Annotated in this window: 16 protein-coding genes, 1 tRNA gene and 1 pseudogene; 5 read left to right on the forward strand and 13 right to left on the reverse strand. The window is 41.3% G+C overall.

Going from position 1 to position 18500, the window contains the following annotated elements; translation table 11 throughout:
- Positions 1-48: 48 nt before the first annotated feature.
- Genes NEE14_RS00085 through NEE14_RS00095 form a run of 3 tightly spaced genes read right to left on the reverse strand, consistent with a single transcriptional unit; the run spans position 49 to position 3537 of the window.
- Complete coding sequence (locus NEE14_RS00085) at positions 49-1284, reverse strand: sugar MFS transporter (RefSeq protein ID WP_251966242.1); 1236 nt, start codon at positions 1282-1284, stop codon at positions 49-51.
- A gap of 22 nt (positions 1285-1306) precedes the next feature.
- Positions 1307-2761, reverse strand: coding sequence for a DUF4153 domain-containing protein (locus tag NEE14_RS00090; protein WP_317259000.1), 1455 nt, complete (start codon positions 2759-2761; stop codon positions 1307-1309).
- A complete protein-coding gene (locus tag NEE14_RS00095; protein WP_251966244.1) occupies positions 2758-3537 on the reverse strand; it encodes a GDSL-type esterase/lipase family protein in 780 nt (259 codons plus the stop codon). The genes NEE14_RS00090 and NEE14_RS00095 overlap by 4 nt, the downstream gene beginning before the upstream one ends.
- Before the next feature lie 106 nt (positions 3538-3643).
- Between NEE14_RS00095 and NEE14_RS00100 the strand changes: the two genes are divergently transcribed.
- The 3 genes from NEE14_RS00100 to mazG all read left to right on the forward strand — a co-directional run bounded on the left by NEE14_RS00100 (position 3644) and on the right by mazG (position 7511).
- Positions 3644-4561, forward strand: coding sequence for an RluA family pseudouridine synthase (locus tag NEE14_RS00100; RefSeq protein ID WP_251966245.1), 918 nt, complete (start codon positions 3644-3646; stop codon positions 4559-4561).
- 17 nt (positions 4562-4578) lie between these two features.
- Complete coding sequence (locus NEE14_RS00105) at positions 4579-6639, forward strand: protein-disulfide reductase DsbD family protein (protein WP_251966246.1); 2061 nt, start codon at positions 4579-4581, stop codon at positions 6637-6639.
- 83 nt (positions 6640-6722) lie between these two features.
- Positions 6723-7511 carry a nucleoside triphosphate pyrophosphohydrolase gene (gene mazG / locus NEE14_RS00110; protein WP_251966247.1) on the forward strand — a complete coding sequence of 263 codons (789 nt, stop codon included), beginning with the start codon at positions 6723-6725 and terminating at the stop codon, positions 7509-7511.
- Positions 7512-7610: 99 nt separating this feature from the next.
- On the opposite strand, the gene NEE14_RS00115 is transcribed toward mazG, so the two are convergent.
- The 3 genes from NEE14_RS00115 to NEE14_RS00125 are packed head-to-tail and all read right to left on the reverse strand — an operon-like array spanning position 7611 to position 9114.
- Positions 7611-8063: a hypothetical protein gene (locus NEE14_RS00115; RefSeq protein ID WP_251966248.1), complete on the reverse strand. Its 453-nt coding sequence runs from the start codon at positions 8061-8063 to the stop codon at positions 7611-7613.
- 45 nt (positions 8064-8108) lie between these two features.
- On the reverse strand, positions 8109-8516 hold the full coding sequence (locus NEE14_RS00120; RefSeq protein ID WP_251966249.1) for a hypothetical protein: 408 nt from the start codon (positions 8514-8516) through the stop codon (positions 8109-8111).
- Between the two features lie 49 nt (positions 8517-8565).
- Positions 8566-9114, reverse strand: a complete 549-nt coding sequence (locus NEE14_RS00125) for an RNA polymerase sigma factor (protein ID WP_251966250.1) — start codon at positions 9112-9114, stop codon at positions 8566-8568.
- Positions 9115-9609: 495 nt separating this feature from the next.
- On the opposite strand from NEE14_RS00125, the gene NEE14_RS00130 reads away from it, so the two are divergent.
- Positions 9610-10152 (forward strand): 30S ribosomal protein S16, encoded by a 543-nt coding sequence (locus NEE14_RS00130; RefSeq protein WP_251966251.1) that lies wholly within the window; start codon positions 9610-9612, stop codon positions 10150-10152.
- Positions 10153-10335: 183 nt separating this feature from the next.
- Here NEE14_RS00130 and trxA read toward each other — a convergent pair whose 3' ends face one another.
- Positions 10336-10830, reverse strand: coding sequence for a thioredoxin (trxA, locus tag NEE14_RS00135; protein WP_251966252.1), 495 nt, complete (start codon positions 10828-10830; stop codon positions 10336-10338).
- Between the two features lie 199 nt (positions 10831-11029).
- Here trxA and NEE14_RS00140 point away from each other — a divergent pair.
- A tRNA-Ser gene (locus NEE14_RS00140) sits at positions 11030-11114 on the forward strand.
- Between the two features lie 187 nt (positions 11115-11301).
- On the opposite strand, the gene NEE14_RS00145 is transcribed toward NEE14_RS00140, so the two are convergent.
- From NEE14_RS00145 to NEE14_RS00170, 6 genes and pseudogenes are all read right to left on the reverse strand, one after another.
- Positions 11302-12378, reverse strand: a complete 1077-nt coding sequence (locus tag NEE14_RS00145) for a carbohydrate porin (RefSeq protein ID WP_251966253.1) — start codon at positions 12376-12378, stop codon at positions 11302-11304.
- 6 nt (positions 12379-12384) lie between these two features.
- Positions 12385-15033 (reverse strand): magnesium-translocating P-type ATPase, encoded by a 2649-nt coding sequence (mgtA, locus tag NEE14_RS00150; RefSeq protein ID WP_251966254.1) that lies wholly within the window; start codon positions 15031-15033, stop codon positions 12385-12387.
- Positions 15034-15180: 147 nt separating this feature from the next.
- A complete protein-coding gene (locus NEE14_RS00155) occupies positions 15181-16551 on the reverse strand; it encodes a HAMP domain-containing sensor histidine kinase (RefSeq protein WP_251966255.1) in 1371 nt (456 codons plus the stop codon).
- Positions 16548-17234 (reverse strand): response regulator transcription factor, encoded by a 687-nt coding sequence (locus NEE14_RS00160; RefSeq protein WP_251966256.1) that lies wholly within the window; start codon positions 17232-17234, stop codon positions 16548-16550. Before NEE14_RS00160 ends, NEE14_RS00155 begins: the two co-directional genes overlap by 4 nt.
- A 207-nt stretch (positions 17235-17441) precedes the next feature.
- Positions 17442-17978 (reverse strand): GNAT family N-acetyltransferase, encoded by a 537-nt coding sequence (locus NEE14_RS00165; RefSeq protein WP_251966349.1) that lies wholly within the window; start codon positions 17976-17978, stop codon positions 17442-17444.
- 45 nt (positions 17979-18023) lie between these two features.
- Positions 18024-18458: pseudogene (locus NEE14_RS00170) on the reverse strand (DUF4186 domain-containing protein); the annotation flags it as partial.
- Positions 18459-18500 lie beyond the last annotated feature (42 nt).

Here is an 18500-nt window from a genome sequence, read left to right on the forward strand (position 1 = left end):
CTTAAAGGGGAATTTTGTGATCCTGCCTTTAAGAACTGGATAATACATTTAATCTTTGCATGTAAAAGCAAAATATAATATGTATGAAAAGGCTAATAAGGGAATAATAAAGCCAATTGCCATTTGACTTTCTCCGATATGTCCCATTAGAATGGGACTGAAAGCTCCGCCTGCTACACTCATGACAAGATAAGAAGAGGCTTTCTTCGTTTTACTGCCCATACCTTCCAGCCCTAAGGCAAAAATGGTTGGAAACATGATAGACATAAAGAAGAAAGAACAATAAAGAGCATATAGTGATATTACATCGATGGAAGAAATAACAAGCAGCATGCAAACTATACTTAAAAAGGCATATTGTCGTAATAGTTTGTTGGGCTTTAACCATTTCATGGTGAAACTTCCGGTTAGTCTGCCAAACATAAACAGAGCCATACCTCCGAAAGCCAGGAATTTGGCTGCTTGTGTATTACTTATTTGTGTATCTATTTCCGTTACGTAGTTGATAAAGAAGCTGAATATGCCAGTTTGAGCGGCACAATAACAGGCTTGGGCAATGACGACTCGTACGAATTGTTTGCGTTTCCAGAGTGGAATGGTTGGAGTCATTTCCTTTAGTGTTGATTTCTCATCCGGGAAAGCTTCATCAATAATTTCTTCTTTTATTTCTGGTAAGTGAATGAAACAGAATATAAGAGCAACAACAATGACTACTATTCCTATTAATAAATAAGGTCTTGCCAAGGCAAATTGGTCACCTTGTTCTGCACCGAATATCAATAAGCCGCCTACTAATGGTCCTAAAATCCAACCTAAGCCATTAAATGACTGAGATAGATTGAGGCGTTGTGCCGCTGATTCTGTTGGTCCAAGTACAGTAGAATAAGGATTGGCAGCAGTTTCAAGCATACATAATCCGCATGCTATAATGAATAAAGCGACGAGGAAAGGTGATGCCGAATGAATCATCACGGCGGGAATGAATAAAAAGGCTCCTAAGGCAAATAATAGTAAGCCGAAGATGATTCCTCGTTTATATCCGAATCGCTTCATAAAACTGCCGGCAGGCAAAGCCATTAGGAAATAAGCTATATAAGTAACAAACTGGACTAATCCGCTTTCTGCTTTCGACATCGTAAATTCTGTCTGGAAATGTTTATTCAAGACGTCGAGCAGCCCATGGGCAAATCCCCAAAGTAAAAACAGGCAAGTAATTAAAATAAATGGAATCAGGTAAGATTTTCCATTCTCTGCACGGAAAAGAGATTTATTTGTTTGTTTCATTGTTTTGATGAGTTAAGAAAGTTCATTTCATTAAATAACATTTTGGAAGTACATCCGTCAGTTGGAATGTTGTATCGGTACGCTGAATATGTAATCGCTCAAATACGAACTTTGTTGAGTCTGTTGTATATTCAAGCATACAGGCATATTTCTCTTCCGGAATAGAATCTGAAGAATCTATTCCAGCCTTTGTCAGTTGGATGTTCAGTAGTTGGGAATAACCTTCTTTCAGTACTAATTTGTTTTCTATGTAAATAAATAGACTGTCATGTATTGTCTGAAAGTAATTACCTTCATTCCTATATGGATTTATGAAATATGCTTTATGATAAGAAGCAATATCGACTGGTTCATTACTTTCTATCGAGATGAATTGGATTTTACTTGATGAATCGTTCCCTGAGTGATCTCGCCCTTCCTGAGAAGAAGTCTCTATATCCTGTACAGAAATACCGGGAATGTATGATATTCCTACGGTGATAACAACTGCTGTCCAGGCAATGATATAATAATGGGAGACCTTTTTGGTGAAAAAAGACAGGGATAATAAAGTCAATAGTAGGACAACAACTATTAGGTAAACTCGTGGTACTGTAAATCCGTATTGAGAAATGCGGTAATAAATACCAATCCAGCAAAGTATTAATGTAGGTATGGAAAGTAAACTCGCATGCCGGTAGAACCAATCATAATAGCGTTGACGCAGAAATGACTGGCAGCCTTTCAGAAGGAACAATAAACTGACAAAGCCGGTAACCAGATAGGCTATCTGTCCTTTTGGTAAATTAAATGTAAGGATAATCTTGAAAATGTACAAATACAAGATTACACTGTAAATTAACAAGGACGGCGACAGAATAAAATTTGCCAGAAAAGACAGAAATGTGTTGAATGCTTCTTTTGATTCTTCTTTCATGGAATTGAACTGGAGAAAAAACAAAGGTGCCAACAATCCGTAGGAGAAAGCTTGCGTATATTGGATTATCTGTTCGGACGATCCTTGCCAGATATCAAATATATAGCGGATAGAGAAAGTGATCAATAGCAACACACTCCAGGTAACGGATGATAGGAAGACCGTAATGGCAATGAGTTTGATATAACTCAAGAAAGAATATATAAAATCGGAGTCCTTCTTTCTATTGAATGACAGAATATAAAGGAGTTGTATCGCTCCGAATGTGAATAGGTAACGCAAAAGAATGCTTTCGTTCACCCAATAAAACGGTATCAGTAATAAAGGACTGATGTAATATAATATCTGCAATCTGCCTGATGTTTTATGATGCAATATGCAGGCGACCAAGAATACCATCGGGCTATATCTCAATAAGGTTTGGATGAACTGGCCTCCGTAATTTTCCAGACTACACCATAGTATGAAAAAAATACACGCCAGACATGCCTCTACCGGATTTTGAACAATGATCTGTCTTAATCCTTGTATAAATTGCCGAATCTTATTACGTTCTTTCATTGATTGATAGCTTCGTAAATAGCTTTACCCCACAATTCTCCCAAATCTTTGGCTCCTTCCTTCGTAGGATGTAAGAAGAATATGCCGGCATTGCCGTCTTCGTGTTGAAATTTATCGTAGTTCTCTTTAAAGAAGTCAAATCCTTCTGTGTCTCCTAAGAATACTTGACCCGGATTTGTCTGTGAATAGGCTTCGACCAGTTTCTGGATTTCCGGATAATATGATTGGAGGCGAAGTAATCCTTCCTTTAAATACATAGAACCATTATAGGTATTCGGACTGTACCAGATGGGCCGGTTCAGTACAATTTTGCAGCCTGGATAAAGTTCAAGCAGTTTGTTGATGATCGTAGACATATTTTTATAGTATTGTTCTGGTGAAACCGGACAGCCGTTCGTTCCTTTGATGGCACTGTCGTTCGTCCCTAACATAATAGAAAATACCATCGTTGCCCAGTCTTCATCCTTAAACTGATCGGCAGCTTGTTGCATTTTGGTAAATAAGGTTTGGGTTTCTGGCAGATAGTCGACCGTTGTACAACCGCTTACTCCCTGATTGGAGTATTTAACTTCTCCAATGCCGGCCTGTTTGCCTAAATATAGAGCAGTATAGACGGGTGGAGCATCGTGGGTCGGATCTGTTAAACCGGCTCCGTAAGTAATACTGTTCCCAATGAATACGATATTGAGATGTTTCTTTTCAATGGCTTTTGTCTGTCCAAGGCAAAACAGGCAGGCTAACAGGCTAAGTAGCTTTATACAGATCTTCGTTTTCATACTATCTCCAACTTATTAATTGATTTTGACATACAAAGAAACAGATAATTTTTTCAAATCACAAAAATGCCCGTATCTTTGTACGATATATTGGAATATAAATTATATGAACAGACGCTTTAGCTACCAAAAAACGAGACAGGCGGGAAAAGCTCCGCGTGGAAGAAATATTACAATCGAGCAGGAAACGACATTGCTCCCATTCTTGTTTGATTTGTTGAAGGAACAAAGCCGGTCATCTGTAAAAGCTTTGTTAGGACATGGGCAGATATTGGTTAATCAGGAAGTGACAACGCAGTTTGATACTCCGCTTAAGCCGGGAGATGTTGTAACAATCAGTTATGAACGGGGGAAAGTAGCCTTTAATAATCAGCTGTTGAATATTGTTTATGAGGATGATTTTGTAATTGTCATCAATAAAAAGGAAGGCTTGCTTTCTGTTGCGACAGCCAAAGTGCGCGAACGTACGGCTTATCATATCTTAAGTGATTATTTGAAGAAGAGTGATCCCAGAAATAAAATATTTGTCTTGCATCGTTTGGACCGGGAAACTTCCGGACTGATGATGTTTGCGAAGACGCGTGCCGTACAGGAAAAGATGCAGGCAAACTGGAATGATATGATTACTGAGCGGACATATGTGGCTGTGGTGGAAGGACGTCCGGAGAAAGATTCGGATTTGCTGACTACTAATTTAAAGGAAAACGCTGAAGCTCGGGTTTATGTTGTGGCTGAAGGAGGAAAGGAAGCGATCACGCGTTATCAGGTGTTGCGCTCGAATGATAAATATACATTGTTGGAGTTGAACCTGGAAACCGGCCGGAAGAATCAGATCCGTGCTCAAATGGAATATATCGGGCATCCGATTGCGGGAGATTACAAATATGGAGCCGAAACGGATCCGACAGGCCGACTGATGCTTCATGCGCAGCGGTTGTATTTTATTCATCCGGAAACCGGCGAGGAGATGCGTTTTGATACGCGTATTCCGGATTCATTCAAATCACTGACAAGTAAAAACTGATAAACACATTATTTTATATGAAGAGATTTTTATGTTTATGGTTGCTGACTTTGGTCGCATGGGTTGGGCAAGCGCAGATATTAACGCCTGTCAAGTGGAAGATTAAACTGGATGATTCCGAATCGGTTGAAAAGACATTAACCTTTACGGCTACGATCGACAATGGCTGGCATTTATATGATATGAACCTTCCTGAAGGAGGACCTGTTTCAACTTCGTTTGCTTTTGAAACGGTAAAAGGCGCCAAATTAATCGGCGAGCCGATAGCCTCGAAGGAAGCGACAACTGTATTCGATGAGCAGTTTAACATGAATCTGCGTTGGTTTGCCAAGAATGTAACCTTTACGCAGAAGATCGAGGTGACCGATCCAAAAGGTCTAAAGCTGGAAGGTTACGTTGAATTTATGGCATGTAATGATGAAAACTGCCTGCCTCCGGAAAAAGAAGAATTCTCATTTGATAAGAAAAGCATTGATGTAAATAAGACTTTAGCGGCGTTGGAGGCGAAATCTGACACAAGTCCGGCAGACGAACTTGTGGCTGATACATCTGCTGAGGAAGTGAAAGAAGAAGTAGCGGCGACAGAAGAGAACCAGCCTGCCGCTTTGGTCAAGCCTATGGAGTCTCAATCGGTTGGTCCTTCTGATTTATGGGAACCGGTGATTGAGGAGCTGAAAGCTTTTGGGGATGCGACAATTACGGCAGCTGATCACAGTTTGTTGTTTATTTTCTTTGCCGGATTCTTGGGTGGTCTGGTTGCATTATTGACTCCTTGTGTCTGGCCGATGATCCCGATGACGGTTAGTTTCTTCCTGAAGCGTACCAAAGACCGGAAGAAAGCCATTCGGGATGCTATGACGTATGGCGCATCAATTATTGTTATCTACCTGGTAATGGGTTTGCTGATTACAGGTCTGTTCGGGGCAAGTGCTTTGAATGATTTGTCGACCAATGCCATTTTCAATATTATTTTCTTCTTGTTGTTGGTCTTGTTCGCTGTTTCTTTCTTTGGAGCCTTCGAATTGGTATTGCCTTCGTCGTGGACCAACAAGCTGGACAGCAAGGCCGATTCTACAACCGGTATTATCAGCATCTTCTTTATGTCGTTTACGCTGGTGCTGGTTTCCTTCTCTTGTACGGGTCCGATTATTGGTACATTGCTGGTACAGGCGGCTTCGATGGGTACAGCTATCGGACCGGCTATCGGAATGTTCGGCTTTGCTTTGGCTTTATCTATTCCGTTCAGTCTGTTTGCCATCTTCCCGAATATGTTGCAGAATATGCCGAAATCAGGTGGCTGGCTTAACTCTGTCAAGGTAGTCTTAGGTTTCCTGGAATTGGCTTTGGCTTTGAAGTTCTTGTCGGTAGCTGATTTGGCTTATGGCTGGCGTCTGCTCGATCGTGAAGTCTTTATCGTTTTGTGGATAGCCATCTTTGCCTTACTCGGATTCTATCTGTTGGGAAAAATCAAGTTCAGTCATGACAGTGACTTGAAGTATGTTTCTGTTCCCCGGTTATTTATGTCAATTATCTCGTTTGCCTTTGCTATTTATATGATTCCCGGTTTGTGGGGTGCGCCGTTGAAAGCAATCAGTGCTTTTGCTCCGCCTTTATATACGCAGGATTTCAACTTATATAATAGTGAAGTACACGCGGCCTTTGACGATTATGAGTTGGGAATGGAATATGCGCGGAAGAACAATAAGCCGGTTATGATAGATTTCTCTGGTTACGGTTGTGTCAACTGCCGTAAGATGGAGGCTTCGGTTTGGACGGATGCACGGGTGAAAGACTTACTGGAAAAGGATTATGTGCTGATCACTTTGATGGTGGATGACAAGACGAAGCTGCCGGAACCTATCCAGATAGAAGAAAATGGCAAGAAACGTACATTAAAGACGGTAGGAGACAAGTGGAGCTACTTGCAGCGGAGTAAGTTTGGTGCCAATGCCCAGCCGTTCTATGTGACGCTCGATGGCAACGGAAAACCACTCGGGCCGTCGTATGCGTTTAACGAGGATGTTTCACTATATATTCAGTTCCTCGAAAACGGATTGAAGCAGTTTAAATCAAAATAAACGAATGATAGGAGAGGAGAACCAGAACAACCGGTTCTCCTTTTCTTTCTTTATAATAACAGGTATATACAAATCAAAGAAATATGAATAGTACAAGAAGTGAAAAGCTGGAAGCATTCGGCCGGTTGCTGGATATTCTGGATGAATTGCGGGTGAAATGCCCGTGGGATCGTAAGCAGACAAATGAAAGCCTGCGTACCAATACGATTGAAGAAACCTATGAGCTTTGTGAGGCTTTGATGCGCGACGATCAGGTGAACATCAAGAAAGAGTTGGGCGATTTGTTGTTGCATATTGTCTTTTATGCCAAGATAGGAGATGAGAAAGGTGAGTTTGATATCAAGGATGTTTGCGACAGTTTGTGCGATAAGCTGATCTTCCGTCATCCGCATGTGTTTGGAAACGTAGAAGCAGATACGGCCGGAAAGGTGGAGCAGAACTGGGAACAGCTGAAGTTGAAAGAAAAAGGTGGAAACAAGACGGTATTAGCCGGTGTGCCGGCTTCGTTGCCTTCAATAGTCAAAGCGCATCGGATACAGGATAAGGCCCGTAACATCGGTTTTGACTGGGAAGAACGTGAGCAGGTATGGGATAAGGTGAACGAAGAATTCAATGAGCTGAAGGCAGAAATAAATAAAATGGACGCCGACAAGATGGAAGCCGAATTCGGTGATTTGTTCTTTAGCCTGATCAATGCAGCTCGTCTGTACAAGATCAATCCGGATAATGCACTGGAAAGAACCAATCTGAAATTTATTCGCCGGTTCAATTATTTGGAAGAGAAGGCGAAGGAAGAGGGACGTTCATTGAAAGATATGACTTTAGCTGAAATGGACGCGATCTGGAATGAAGCAAAAGCCAAAGGCTTATAAACAAAAAAAGGGGACCGACATCACGTCGCTACCCCTCCCTAAAATTAAACGCCAAAACTAAATCTAAACAAAAAACACAAATAATGATAATATCTAATTTTAATCTTTCTTGTTTCTTTCTTTCATAAAAATACGGGCAAATTTCATTTCCGCATTTTTATATCTGTAAAGCTTTTCCGGTGAAAGGACCTTTCTGAATTTATTATAATATTCTTTCTCCAGTTCAGCTTCCTTCATTTGAACTTCCAGACATACATCAATTGCTTGATTATAGTCTTTCTCAAGCGGGGATTCTTTCTTACGAAGCTCCCGATTTATTCTCCGGCATTCCTGACTGGCTTCAAATTTCTTATGTTCGAGTTCATTCGTCAAAGGAATAAAAGCGGCTGCCTCCTCAGGTGTCAGTTTTAATTCTGCCGTTATAAATGCATTCTTTTTAGATTCGTAAGCCTCCCGATCAAACCCTTTATGTTGTTTGGAAGGTTGGGCGATCACCTCTGTGACCTGTATTATTGAAAACACCGCAAATATATATACTATAAATTTATTCATATCATTTTTAGATGAAAAAAAAGTTAATTATCGAAATTATTTTATTTATTCCACTCCATCAAGGGTTTCTTGCATTAAAACATCGGTGTACTGGTTCTCGAGGTAATGCAAAAATTCTTCGTCTTCATCATAAGTCGATTCCATGATGATCTTTTTAGAATCAGTTGGATTAATGGATTTTACGAGCAATGACGTTGTGTCTCTTCCATCAGTATGGCTGGCGTCAAAGCGGGCAATCGTTTTAAAGAATAATCCTAAACCTGCAAACATGGCTGCCATATATAGGAATGGGCGTAACCGATCCAGAAGAGAAACTTTTTCGGCTTCCGGCATGATAGTTTCTTCCGGAATTTGTTTCATAATCCGATCTGTCAATCCTTCCAGGTAGCCTTCTGGTGTACTGAATGGATTTTCTTTTAGTTTGTTTTTCAGATTATTGTCTTCGATCTTCATTGTTTACTTATTTTTTATATAACTATTGACAACAGTCGGGGAGAAAGGTTTAAACATCTTTTGTTAAATATTCCTCGACTTTTTTGACGGCATGATGGTAGGAAGCTTTTAGGGCACCGACAGATGTTCCTAAAATTTCCGACATCTCTTCATATTTCATGTCATCAAAATATTTCATATTGAATACAAGTCGTTGCTTGTCGGGCAACAGGGCAATCGCTTCTTGTAATTTCCGCTGGATGTCATCACCACAAAAGTATTCATCACTTCTTAGCCGTTCGAGCAGAAATACGTCTGCATCATCAATGGAGATATTATTCTGTGTGCGCTGTTTGTTCAGAAATGTGATACATTCGTTAATGGCTATTTTGAAAAGCCAGGTAGATATTTTGGCCTCTCCCCTGAAATAATCGAGGTTTGTCCATGCCTTGAGGAATGTATTCTGCAACAAGTCGTCGGCATCTTCATGATTGAGCACCATTTTCCGAATTTGCCAGTACAGCTTCTCTCCATATAACGATACAACTTGCGAAAAAGCTTTTCTTCGCTTTTCCGGATCCTGAAGATGGGCTGCAATATCTTTTTCTATATTTAGCATGCAAAATTCATTTGCAGGCAAACTTACAAATTATTCCTGTATTTCGAGGAATATTTCTGGAAAAATGCGGCTTTGAAAACCGTTCGGCTTGGGCAGAAATGGCGTGTAAAACCAGTTGATTGGTTGTATAGGTGAGTAGAAAATCTCTTGTTCGGGCAGTATTAGCTTGTTCTTCAGTAAGTTTATTCCCGTTTCTCGTATGATTTTTATCGTTTCACAAGGGTGGAACGATCTCTTCACCTATGTGGAACGATCGAACCACCTGGGTGGAATGATCGTTCCACCCGGGTGAAACGGTTTGTTATAAACAGGACTGACTCGAAAATAATTTGGGAATGTTACCTGTCATTTATAGGCTTGAAAGAAGAAACTGGTTGAAAATAGGATAAATGGCAGAAAAATGTGGAATAAAACATTGTAGAATTAAAAGTATTTTATTACCTTTGCACCCGCAAAATGCTAATACAAACAGCTTAATTAAAATTATTATTTCAAATGGCAACAAGAATTAGATTACAAAGACACGGTCGCAAAGGTTATGCCTTTTATCAGATCGTAGTTGCAGACAGCAGGGCTCCACGTGATGGAAGATTTATTGAAAGGATAGGTTCTTATAATCCGAACACTAATCCTGCTACAGTAGATTTGAACTTCGATAGAGCTTTGTATTGGTTGCAGGTAGGTGCTCAGCCAACAGATACAGCACGTAACATTCTTTCTCGCGAAGGTGTTTGCTTGAAGAAACACTTATTGGAAGGTGTAAAGAAGGGTGCGTTCGACGAAGCTAAGGCTGAAGAAAAGTTCCAGGCATGGAAACAGAGCAAGCAGGCTTCTTTCGAAGCTATCAAGAACAAAGACGCTGAAGCTGCTAAGGCTGCTAAGGCTGCTCGTTTGGAAGCTGAAAAAGAAGTAAACAAAGTAAAAGCTGAAGCGCTAGCTCAGAAGAAAGCTGAAAAGGCTGCTGCTGAAGCTGCAAAACAGGCAGAAGCTGCTGCTGAAACAACTGCTGAAGAAGCACCGGCTGAAAGCGCAGAATAATTCGTGCAAAAGCTTAATAAGGGAGAGTATATCAGTTTATCTGATATGCTCTCTTTTTTTGTGTCCAGACGAATGCTGGCCTGATGCGCCTGAGCAGTCGCTTATGTATATAAACAAGCAAGGTTACAAACCGATTGTTTGCAGACAAACAGCGGCTTGTAACCTTGCCTATTCTATAAGGATTTATTTCTTCAATAAGAAACTATCAATTTGTTTAACCAATTCTTCTTTAGGAAGTGCGCCTTGCGACATCATCGGTGTTCCCGTCTGAGGAACGAACAGCATCGTTGGTATGCTTCTTATACCAAAAGCTCCGGCTAATTCTTTTTCTTTATCCACATTTATTTTGTAGATAATGATCTTGCCTTTGTATTCGGATGCCAGTTCCTTTAAGATCGGAGCCACCGCCTTACAAGGACCGCACCAGTCTGCATAAAAGTCGATGATACAAGGTTTGTTCCCTTCGTAAACCCATTTATTGGGACTCTTTTCGTAATTAAATATTTTCGTAAGAAATTCAGCCTTTGTGATATTTACCACTTCTCCTTCGGCCGTAGTTGTTGTTTCAGTCGTTGCTTTAGCCGTGTCTTCATTTGCCTTATCCGGTTTTGCCGACATCGAGCAACTGAAAGCAGCACATACTGTCAGTATAAACAGAGAGTTTCTTAATTTGCGCATAAAGTACTTATTAATGAATTTATTATCGTCCTACAAATGTAACAAATAATATTAGAGTTTAGTTTATTAGCGATCAATAATTCTATTTCTTGGGAAAACAAGAAAAAAACAGCTGTGAAAATTTGCAGATTCGGAAATAATCCTTACCTTTGCACCGCAATTGAGAACAAAACGATTGCAAAACATGTTGGAAACGACTGGAGAGATGGCAGAGTGGTCGATTGCGGCGGTCTTGAAAACCGTTGAACTGAGAGGTTCCGGGGGTTCGAATCCCTCTCTCTCCGCTGAAGCTTAAAACCAGAAAGCTGAGAGGAGAATATAAGTCCCGTAGAATGAATGTTTTACGGGACTTTTTATATTTAGTCGGCAGACATCGAAAGTCCTTGAGAAAATAGTTTCTGATACAGAATCGTTACTAAATCGTTACTGAAAAAATAGCTAAAGTGTTTCTGTATCGAAAAGTAGAATGGATCAGAAAGCTGATTTGGATTTATGCGCATTCCAGCTCAGATTATAACCGAATCGAATCATGCCGACCAGGTTTTGCCCGTATGTGTTTTTAATGAAGTGCAAGGCTGGTTGCAAGTATCCGTTTTTCAGACAAGGAAATTTCCAGGTAATTTCGCAAGCACATTCTCCCATAGAAGAAAAATCTGCATAGTCGATAAAGAGACCTCCTTCTGATCGGGTTGTATATAAGATCAAACCACTACCGAGATAATACCGGCATCCTTTGTTTCTTTGGGTACTGAATGAATATTGAGCCAATACTTTCACTTGGGGAACTAATGTTTGTTCTGCATAAGTCCATAGGGTAGCGCTCATCCCTTTCTTTTGTGTCTTGATTGTTTCTTCTTGGATTCCCACTTCATTACAAGGATACATCCCGTTATATAAAGCAATACCCATAAAATAACTGTTGCCATAGTTTTGATAATTTAAGGAAGTGATACTGAATATTCCGTCTGTTTGCGGGCAAAAGCGGAATAGGTTTTCTTTACCTGATAAATTATGATGCCCGGTTCCGTTGTAAATAGAGGTTTCGAGAAACCATTTATTCATGTTTAGTTTATAATCTATTCCAACTGAAGCCTCTGGGTAATTGGCTATTGGATAATTAGCCGAAATAGTAGGAAAAATACCACAGGAACTGTTTGTAAACAAGGCAGTACATGGTGACGTAAAATAGTCTTCGTTAATATTACGTATCCCGATGAAGAGAGATGAATTTTTCATCTGCCAATTGATGCCAAGAACAGCCAGTGTCCACGGTATGTTTCCTGCGTCGATATTTGAAAAAGTCTGTAAATCATTTGCGATGTATGTATCACTGCTCTTTGATACACTGAAAGATGCTAATTCAAACGCTATCTGATTATTGACAGGAATGCTTAGCTCTGTCCGAAGCAGATTGATCCATTTAAATCCTTTGTGGAAATTTGTCTCTAATTCTGTTACATCGTTCAGAACCAAACTCTGGGCAACGAGGCGGTGGCTGCCAATTGCAGCTACCGTCATCGTTAAACATACAATTATTTTTCTCACCATTGTTCATTATAGCCATTTTACAAATCGTTTGATATACCAGTTCTTGATAATTTGAGTCAGGATGCAGTAGGATAACAAGATTCCTATTAACCAGGGGAAATAACTCAGCGGTAACGGCTCTAATCCAATGGAATGTCCGATAGGAGAGAAAGGTATCAGGATACCGATTGCCATGACCAGGAAAGTCATGCCCGTTACTTGCCAGGAGGCACAGCTCTGGAAGAATGGAATCTTTCGGGTACGGATCATATGTACAATTAAAGTTTGCGAAAGAAGCCCTTCGATAAACCAGCCGGATTGGAATAACGTCTGTTGTCCGATACTGTTGCAGCTGAATACATACCACATGACGAGGTAAGTCAAGATGTCAAAGATGGAACTGATCGGACCGATAAATACCATGAATCGGCTCAAATCAGAAGCTTCCCATTTACGAGGACTCTTCAGGTAGTCTGCATCCATCCGGTCAAAAGGAATGGTTGTTTGTGAGATATCATATAATAAATTCTGAATAAGCAAGTGTATCGGGAGCATGGGCAAGAACGGAAGAAATGCACTGGCAGCCATAACACTGAACATGTTTCCGAAATTGGAACTGGCCGTCATCTTAATATATTTGGTGATATTCCCAAATGTCTTTCTGCCTTCCAAGACTCCGTCTTCCAATACCATCAGATCTTTTTCCAGCAAAATGATGTCGGCGCTTTCTTTGGCAATATCAACTGCCGAATCGACTGAAATACCAATATCCGACTGGCGGAGAGCTGCAGCGTCATTAATACCATCGCCTAAGAAGCCAACCGTATTTTGTTGGTCTTGAAGTAACGTGATAATCTGTGTCTTCTGCATAGGTGTGAGCTTGGAAAAGACTGTTGTCTCACGGACTGCCTTATGTTGTTGTTCTTCGTTCATGGCTTCCAGCTCAATGCCTGTTAGAGCATTACCGGTGTCGATGCCTACTTGCCGGGCAATGGTTTGTACGACTGCATCGTTGTCTCCGGATAATATTTTAACCTCTATTCCATATTCATGTAGCTGTTTGATGGCTCTTGCCGCTGATTGTTTAGGTGGATCCAAGAATGCCAGGAAACCTATTAATACCATGTCTTGTTCATCCTCGATGCAGAAATCGGAAGCCTTGCTCAAATAGCTTTTATGGGCAATGGCAAGAACGCGCATACCTTGTTTATTCATTTGCAAACTGATTTCCTGAGCCTTCTTTTTCAGGGCGGAAGTAAAAGGATGAACCGAACCGTCGAATTCGGCATGTGAACATATTTCCAGCATTTCTTCTACGGCTCCTTTGGTAATAATTTGTCTTTTCTCTTGTTTGTCTTCAACGACGACCGACATTCTACGACGGGTGAAGTCGAATGGTATTTCATCAACTTTCTTATAATCTTCTTTCAGATATTCCAGGCCCAGTTCTTTGATGTGTGAAAGAATGGCTTTATCCATCAGATTCTTTAGTCCTGTCTGGAAGAAACTATTGAAATAAGCATGTCGTAAAATACGTTTGTCGTTATCACTGCTGCCATCGGCGTTGATATATTTCTCCAATACAATCTGGTCGCAGGTAAGTGTTCCGGTCTTATCTGTACAGAGAATATTCATGGCTCCGAAGTTTTGAATGGCATTCAAATCTTTTACGATGGTCTTCTTCTTCGACATCGCCACGGCTCCTTTGGCAAGATTCGCCGTAACAATCATGGGTAACATTTCAGGCGTTAATCCAACTGCTACCGAAATCGCAAAGATGAAAGCTTCCAGCCAGTCTCCTTTGGTTAGTCCATTCACGAGGAAAACAAAAGGAATCATAACCAGCATGAAGCGGATCAACAGAAAACTGACCTTGCTGATTCCTTTATCGAAGGCAGTAGCAGCACGATGACCGGCGATGCTTTTGGCAATAGTTCCCAAATAAGTATTGTTCCCTGTCTCGAACACAATACCTGTCGCGGATCCGCTGACGACATTCGAACCCATGAAACAGATGTTGTCTAACTCAATGACGCTTCCTTTATGATATTTCCCTTCTTTTATTTCGGCATGTTTCTCGATAGGGTCTGATTCTCCTGTGAGTGACGATTGGCTGACAAACAGGTCTTTCGCTTCTGTGATACGGATATCTGCCGGAATCATATCGCCTGCTGCTATGTTAACGATATCGCCCGGAACCAGATTCGCAATGTTTATTTCTTCATCGCTGGTACCGCTTCGTTTAACATAACAGGTGTTTGTTACCATCTTCAACAGAGCTTCGCTTGACAAGTTGGCTTTCCATTCCTGATAAAATCGGAGAATGGCGCTGGATATTACCATGGTTGAAATGATAATAATGGCAGTCCAGTCTTGTTCTCCTGGATCGGCCAATAGAATGTCCAGGAAAAAGGAAATAACAACCAGTCCGGTCAGTACGCCGATAAACGGATTAATGAAAGCCTTGATGAAGGTTGAGAACGGATTCTTTTTCTGTTCGTGTTCTACTTCGTTCTTTCCGTAGCGGGCTAACCTTTTTTCTACCTCTTCGGAAGTTAATCCGATCCGGCAGGTCTGGAAATAACTGAAGACAGAACCTAATGGCTGAGTAGCAGCTAAAAATACCTTTTCTGTGTTAAAAGAGGATTGCTCTTTTTGTTTCTTTTTCTTCCACATTGCACCTTTGAATGATTAAGCGTTACTACTATGTTTCGTTTCGACGACACAAAAGTAGGAAAGGCTTTTTCCGGTGCCTGTTAGAAAACTATTAGAGTGCTCTTAGAAAACTATTAGAAGCATGGTTTGTGCCTGAAATTCGGTTTGTTAGATATGCGGTAGTTCGATGATAAAGGTCGTTCCTTCGCCTTGTTGGGAATGCACGGCAATGCTTCCTTGGTGAAGATGGATGATCTTTTGAGATAAAGCCATCCCGATGCCGTGTCCTTCTACTTGCTTTTCCTGTTCTCCCCGGTAGAATAAGGTAAAGAGTTTTTCTTTCTCGGTATCCGTCATGCCAATGCCATCGTCGGAAAGACGGATGATACTCCATTTATCCCAATAAGAAATTTGGACGAACGATGATTTATCAGCCGAGTATTTACAGTTATTTTCTATTAAATTGGAAAAGGCAATGTTGAGCAGATATAAATTCCCCTTGACTGTAATCAGGCGGTCGTCGTCCGCATCTTCTTCTACGAACAAGAGATGTATATTGTACTCCGGATGAGCTTTCAGGATATATTCCCGGACGTCGAGCAGAAGTTCATCCAAACGGATTTCCTGCATCTTGATCTGTTCTTTCTGATAGTCGGCTTTGGCCAGATTAAGAAGGCCGTCAATGAGTTTTGTCATTCTTCGGGCATCCTGTAATGCATGCTGAATGGCTTCTTTGTATTGCTGTTCGGTTCTTTCCTTTTGTAAAGACAAATCCAGTTCGGCAATCAGGGCTGCCAACGGTGTCCGCATTTCATGGGAAACATTACTGACGAACATCTTTTGCGAGTTGAATGAGGTTTCCAACCGGTCCAGCAAGGCATTGAATGTAATGCTCAGTTCGCCCAGTTCGTCTTTTTCGTTCTTGACCGGTAAACGTCGGTCCATTTGTGAACTGGTAATCGTCTCAGCTTCCTGCACGATATCTCTGATAGGTTTCAGGGAAAAACGGGCCAACAAGTAACCAACGATAAAGAGCAAGGTCAGTCCTACAATGAAAAGGACAGACAATGTCTTCTGCAATTCGTATAAGTTGTTGTAGCCGTAACCGTCGTAAGCGGCGGCTGTAACGATATAGTCTTTTCCCTGAAACGAGTAAAGCATACCGAGTCCTTGGTATTTGCCGATATAGAATTCTATCTCTTTTTCTTGCAAGATACGGTTTATCATCGCCCTATCTTCTTTTATGATGTCATTCTGTATGGCATCATGATAAAGCATCCGAAAATCGGTTGTATAGACAGCTACTTCTACTTCGTTGATGAATTGCCTGTTGTTGAGGTAAATGGATTGCATGGTCTGAGCATCCACCTGGTTCTGAAGAAACAAGTGGGCTTTGGTAATGGCTTCGCCTCTCAGGTCATGAAAGAATGTTGTACTGCGGGTATGTTCACTGACGAAGTAAATCATCAGCATACAGAGCAGAAAGACCGTTGCTGTTGCTCCGGTATTCTTGAGTGTGAGAGCCGTACGTATTTTCATAACTTATCGGATAAAATGAAACCTACTCCGGGTTTTGTATGAATCAGCTTTTTGCCAAAGTCTTTATCTATCTTTTTACGGAGATAGTTGATATATACGTCGATGAAATTAGTTCCTGTATCGAAGTGGGTATTCCAAACCTTTTCGGCTATCTCGACGCGGGTAATAACTTTCTCTGCATTCTCCAACATATATAAAAGCAGATTGTATTCTTTTGGAGACAGTTTGATTGCGATATTGTTTCGCCTTACTTCGCGCAGATTCAGATTAACGGATAAATCAGCATAGGTTATCTGTTCAGGCGGTCTGACCACTGTTTCTGCATTTCTTTTCAGCAATACTTTGACACGCGCATTCAGTTCGCGGAAGTCAAAGGGCTTGACCATGTAATCGTCGGCTCCGGCATCAAATCCTTCCAACTTATCGTCGGCTGAACCCAGGGCCGTTAGCATCAGGATCGGAATTCGCTCGTTTACTTTCCGGATTTCCTTGCATAATTCGAAACCATCCAGTTTCGGAAGAATAATATCTGAGATGACCAGTTGGAACGAGTTGGATTGGAAAAGGCGTAATCCCATGGCTCCGTCGTAGGCAACCAGGGTCTGATATCCATTCTCTTCCAAGCCGATTTTCAGTAAGTCGGCTACTCTTTTCTCATCTTCTACAATCAAAATGGTTTGCATGCAATGTTTGTATTAAGGTGATTAAAAACTGAACAGGTTTCTTGCCTTGCTATTGGACTTGAAACAATATCTGCCTTTTCCTTCTCTCTTTATCTACAAAGATAGGATTTTTACCCTGATAAACCAAGTGCTTGTCAGGGTTCCTTGTCTGTATACCTTATATAATAGGGTACATTGATCGAAGATTGTTTGCAACATTAACTGCATTTATGGAATGGCAGTTGGCAGTATTTCCTCTTTCCTGACACAAAATACATCATGGGGCATGTAGATTCCCCGGTAATATTTTACGATTGTGTCAATTGGTTGCATCCCGTTGCGGATGGCAACGCGTTGGGAAGCCTGATTGGTGTCTCGGATGATGGAATACAATGCCGGGAATTGTAATGTGTTAAATCCGTATTCCCGGCAGGCGATGGCGGCTTCGGTCGCATATCCCTGGTGCCAGTACCGGCGTTGTAACAGATAACCTATTTCGGGAACTTCCTGATCCTTGTATGTCTGCATCGTGATACCGCATTGTCCGATCCATTCTTGTGTATCTTTCCGGATCATCGCCCACAATCCGAAGTGATAAGAATGGTAACGGTTCAGTTGTTTGTCCAGCCAGGCTTGTACTTCCCGGTCACTGAAAGCGCCTTCATAGGCATACATCGTTTCGTCGTCTTGCAGTAATCGGCAGAGGTCGTTGTAGTCATTTTGTACAAGTTCGCGCAAGATGAGACGTTCGGTTTCAAGAATTATTTTCGTATTCGGCTGCTTTGAGGGTTTTGAAATAGATTTCGGTTCCAGTTGCCTACGTATCCATTCCATAATCACGGCGACGGCATACTGTTGTTCTTCAGTGGTCAGTTCCCTGCCGGCAGGTATGTGATGCCATTTAAAGAAACAGCCACGGCAGCAACAACCTGTGGCATGTTGGGCAATGAATACCGGATGACCTCGCATGGGAGTTTGTTGTCCGTCGTTGGGAATGAGGGCAGGAGCAAGGCGTTTCCGGATGAAATCTTCGGCATGCTGACGGATTGTTTCCCATCCTTTTTCCTGAATATAGGCCTTGTCTTTCGCCTTCAGGGAAAAGCGGCTTCGGAAGTCCGACTGGGAAAGCCGGGCAAACAGTTCGTCCAATGAATCATTCTTTCCGGCAGGAACCGCTACCGTCTTGTCGGTCGGCCTGTCTGCCTTATCGGAAGAAAAAAGATCGCCTTGTATATATTTCTCCATATAGATCCTGTTTGATTCGTAGGGTAAAGATACATGAATTCC

This window comes from Parabacteroides sp. AD58 (genome assembly GCF_023744375.2).
Taxonomy (GTDB): Bacteria; Bacteroidota; Bacteroidia; order Bacteroidales; family Tannerellaceae; genus Parabacteroides; species Parabacteroides absconsus.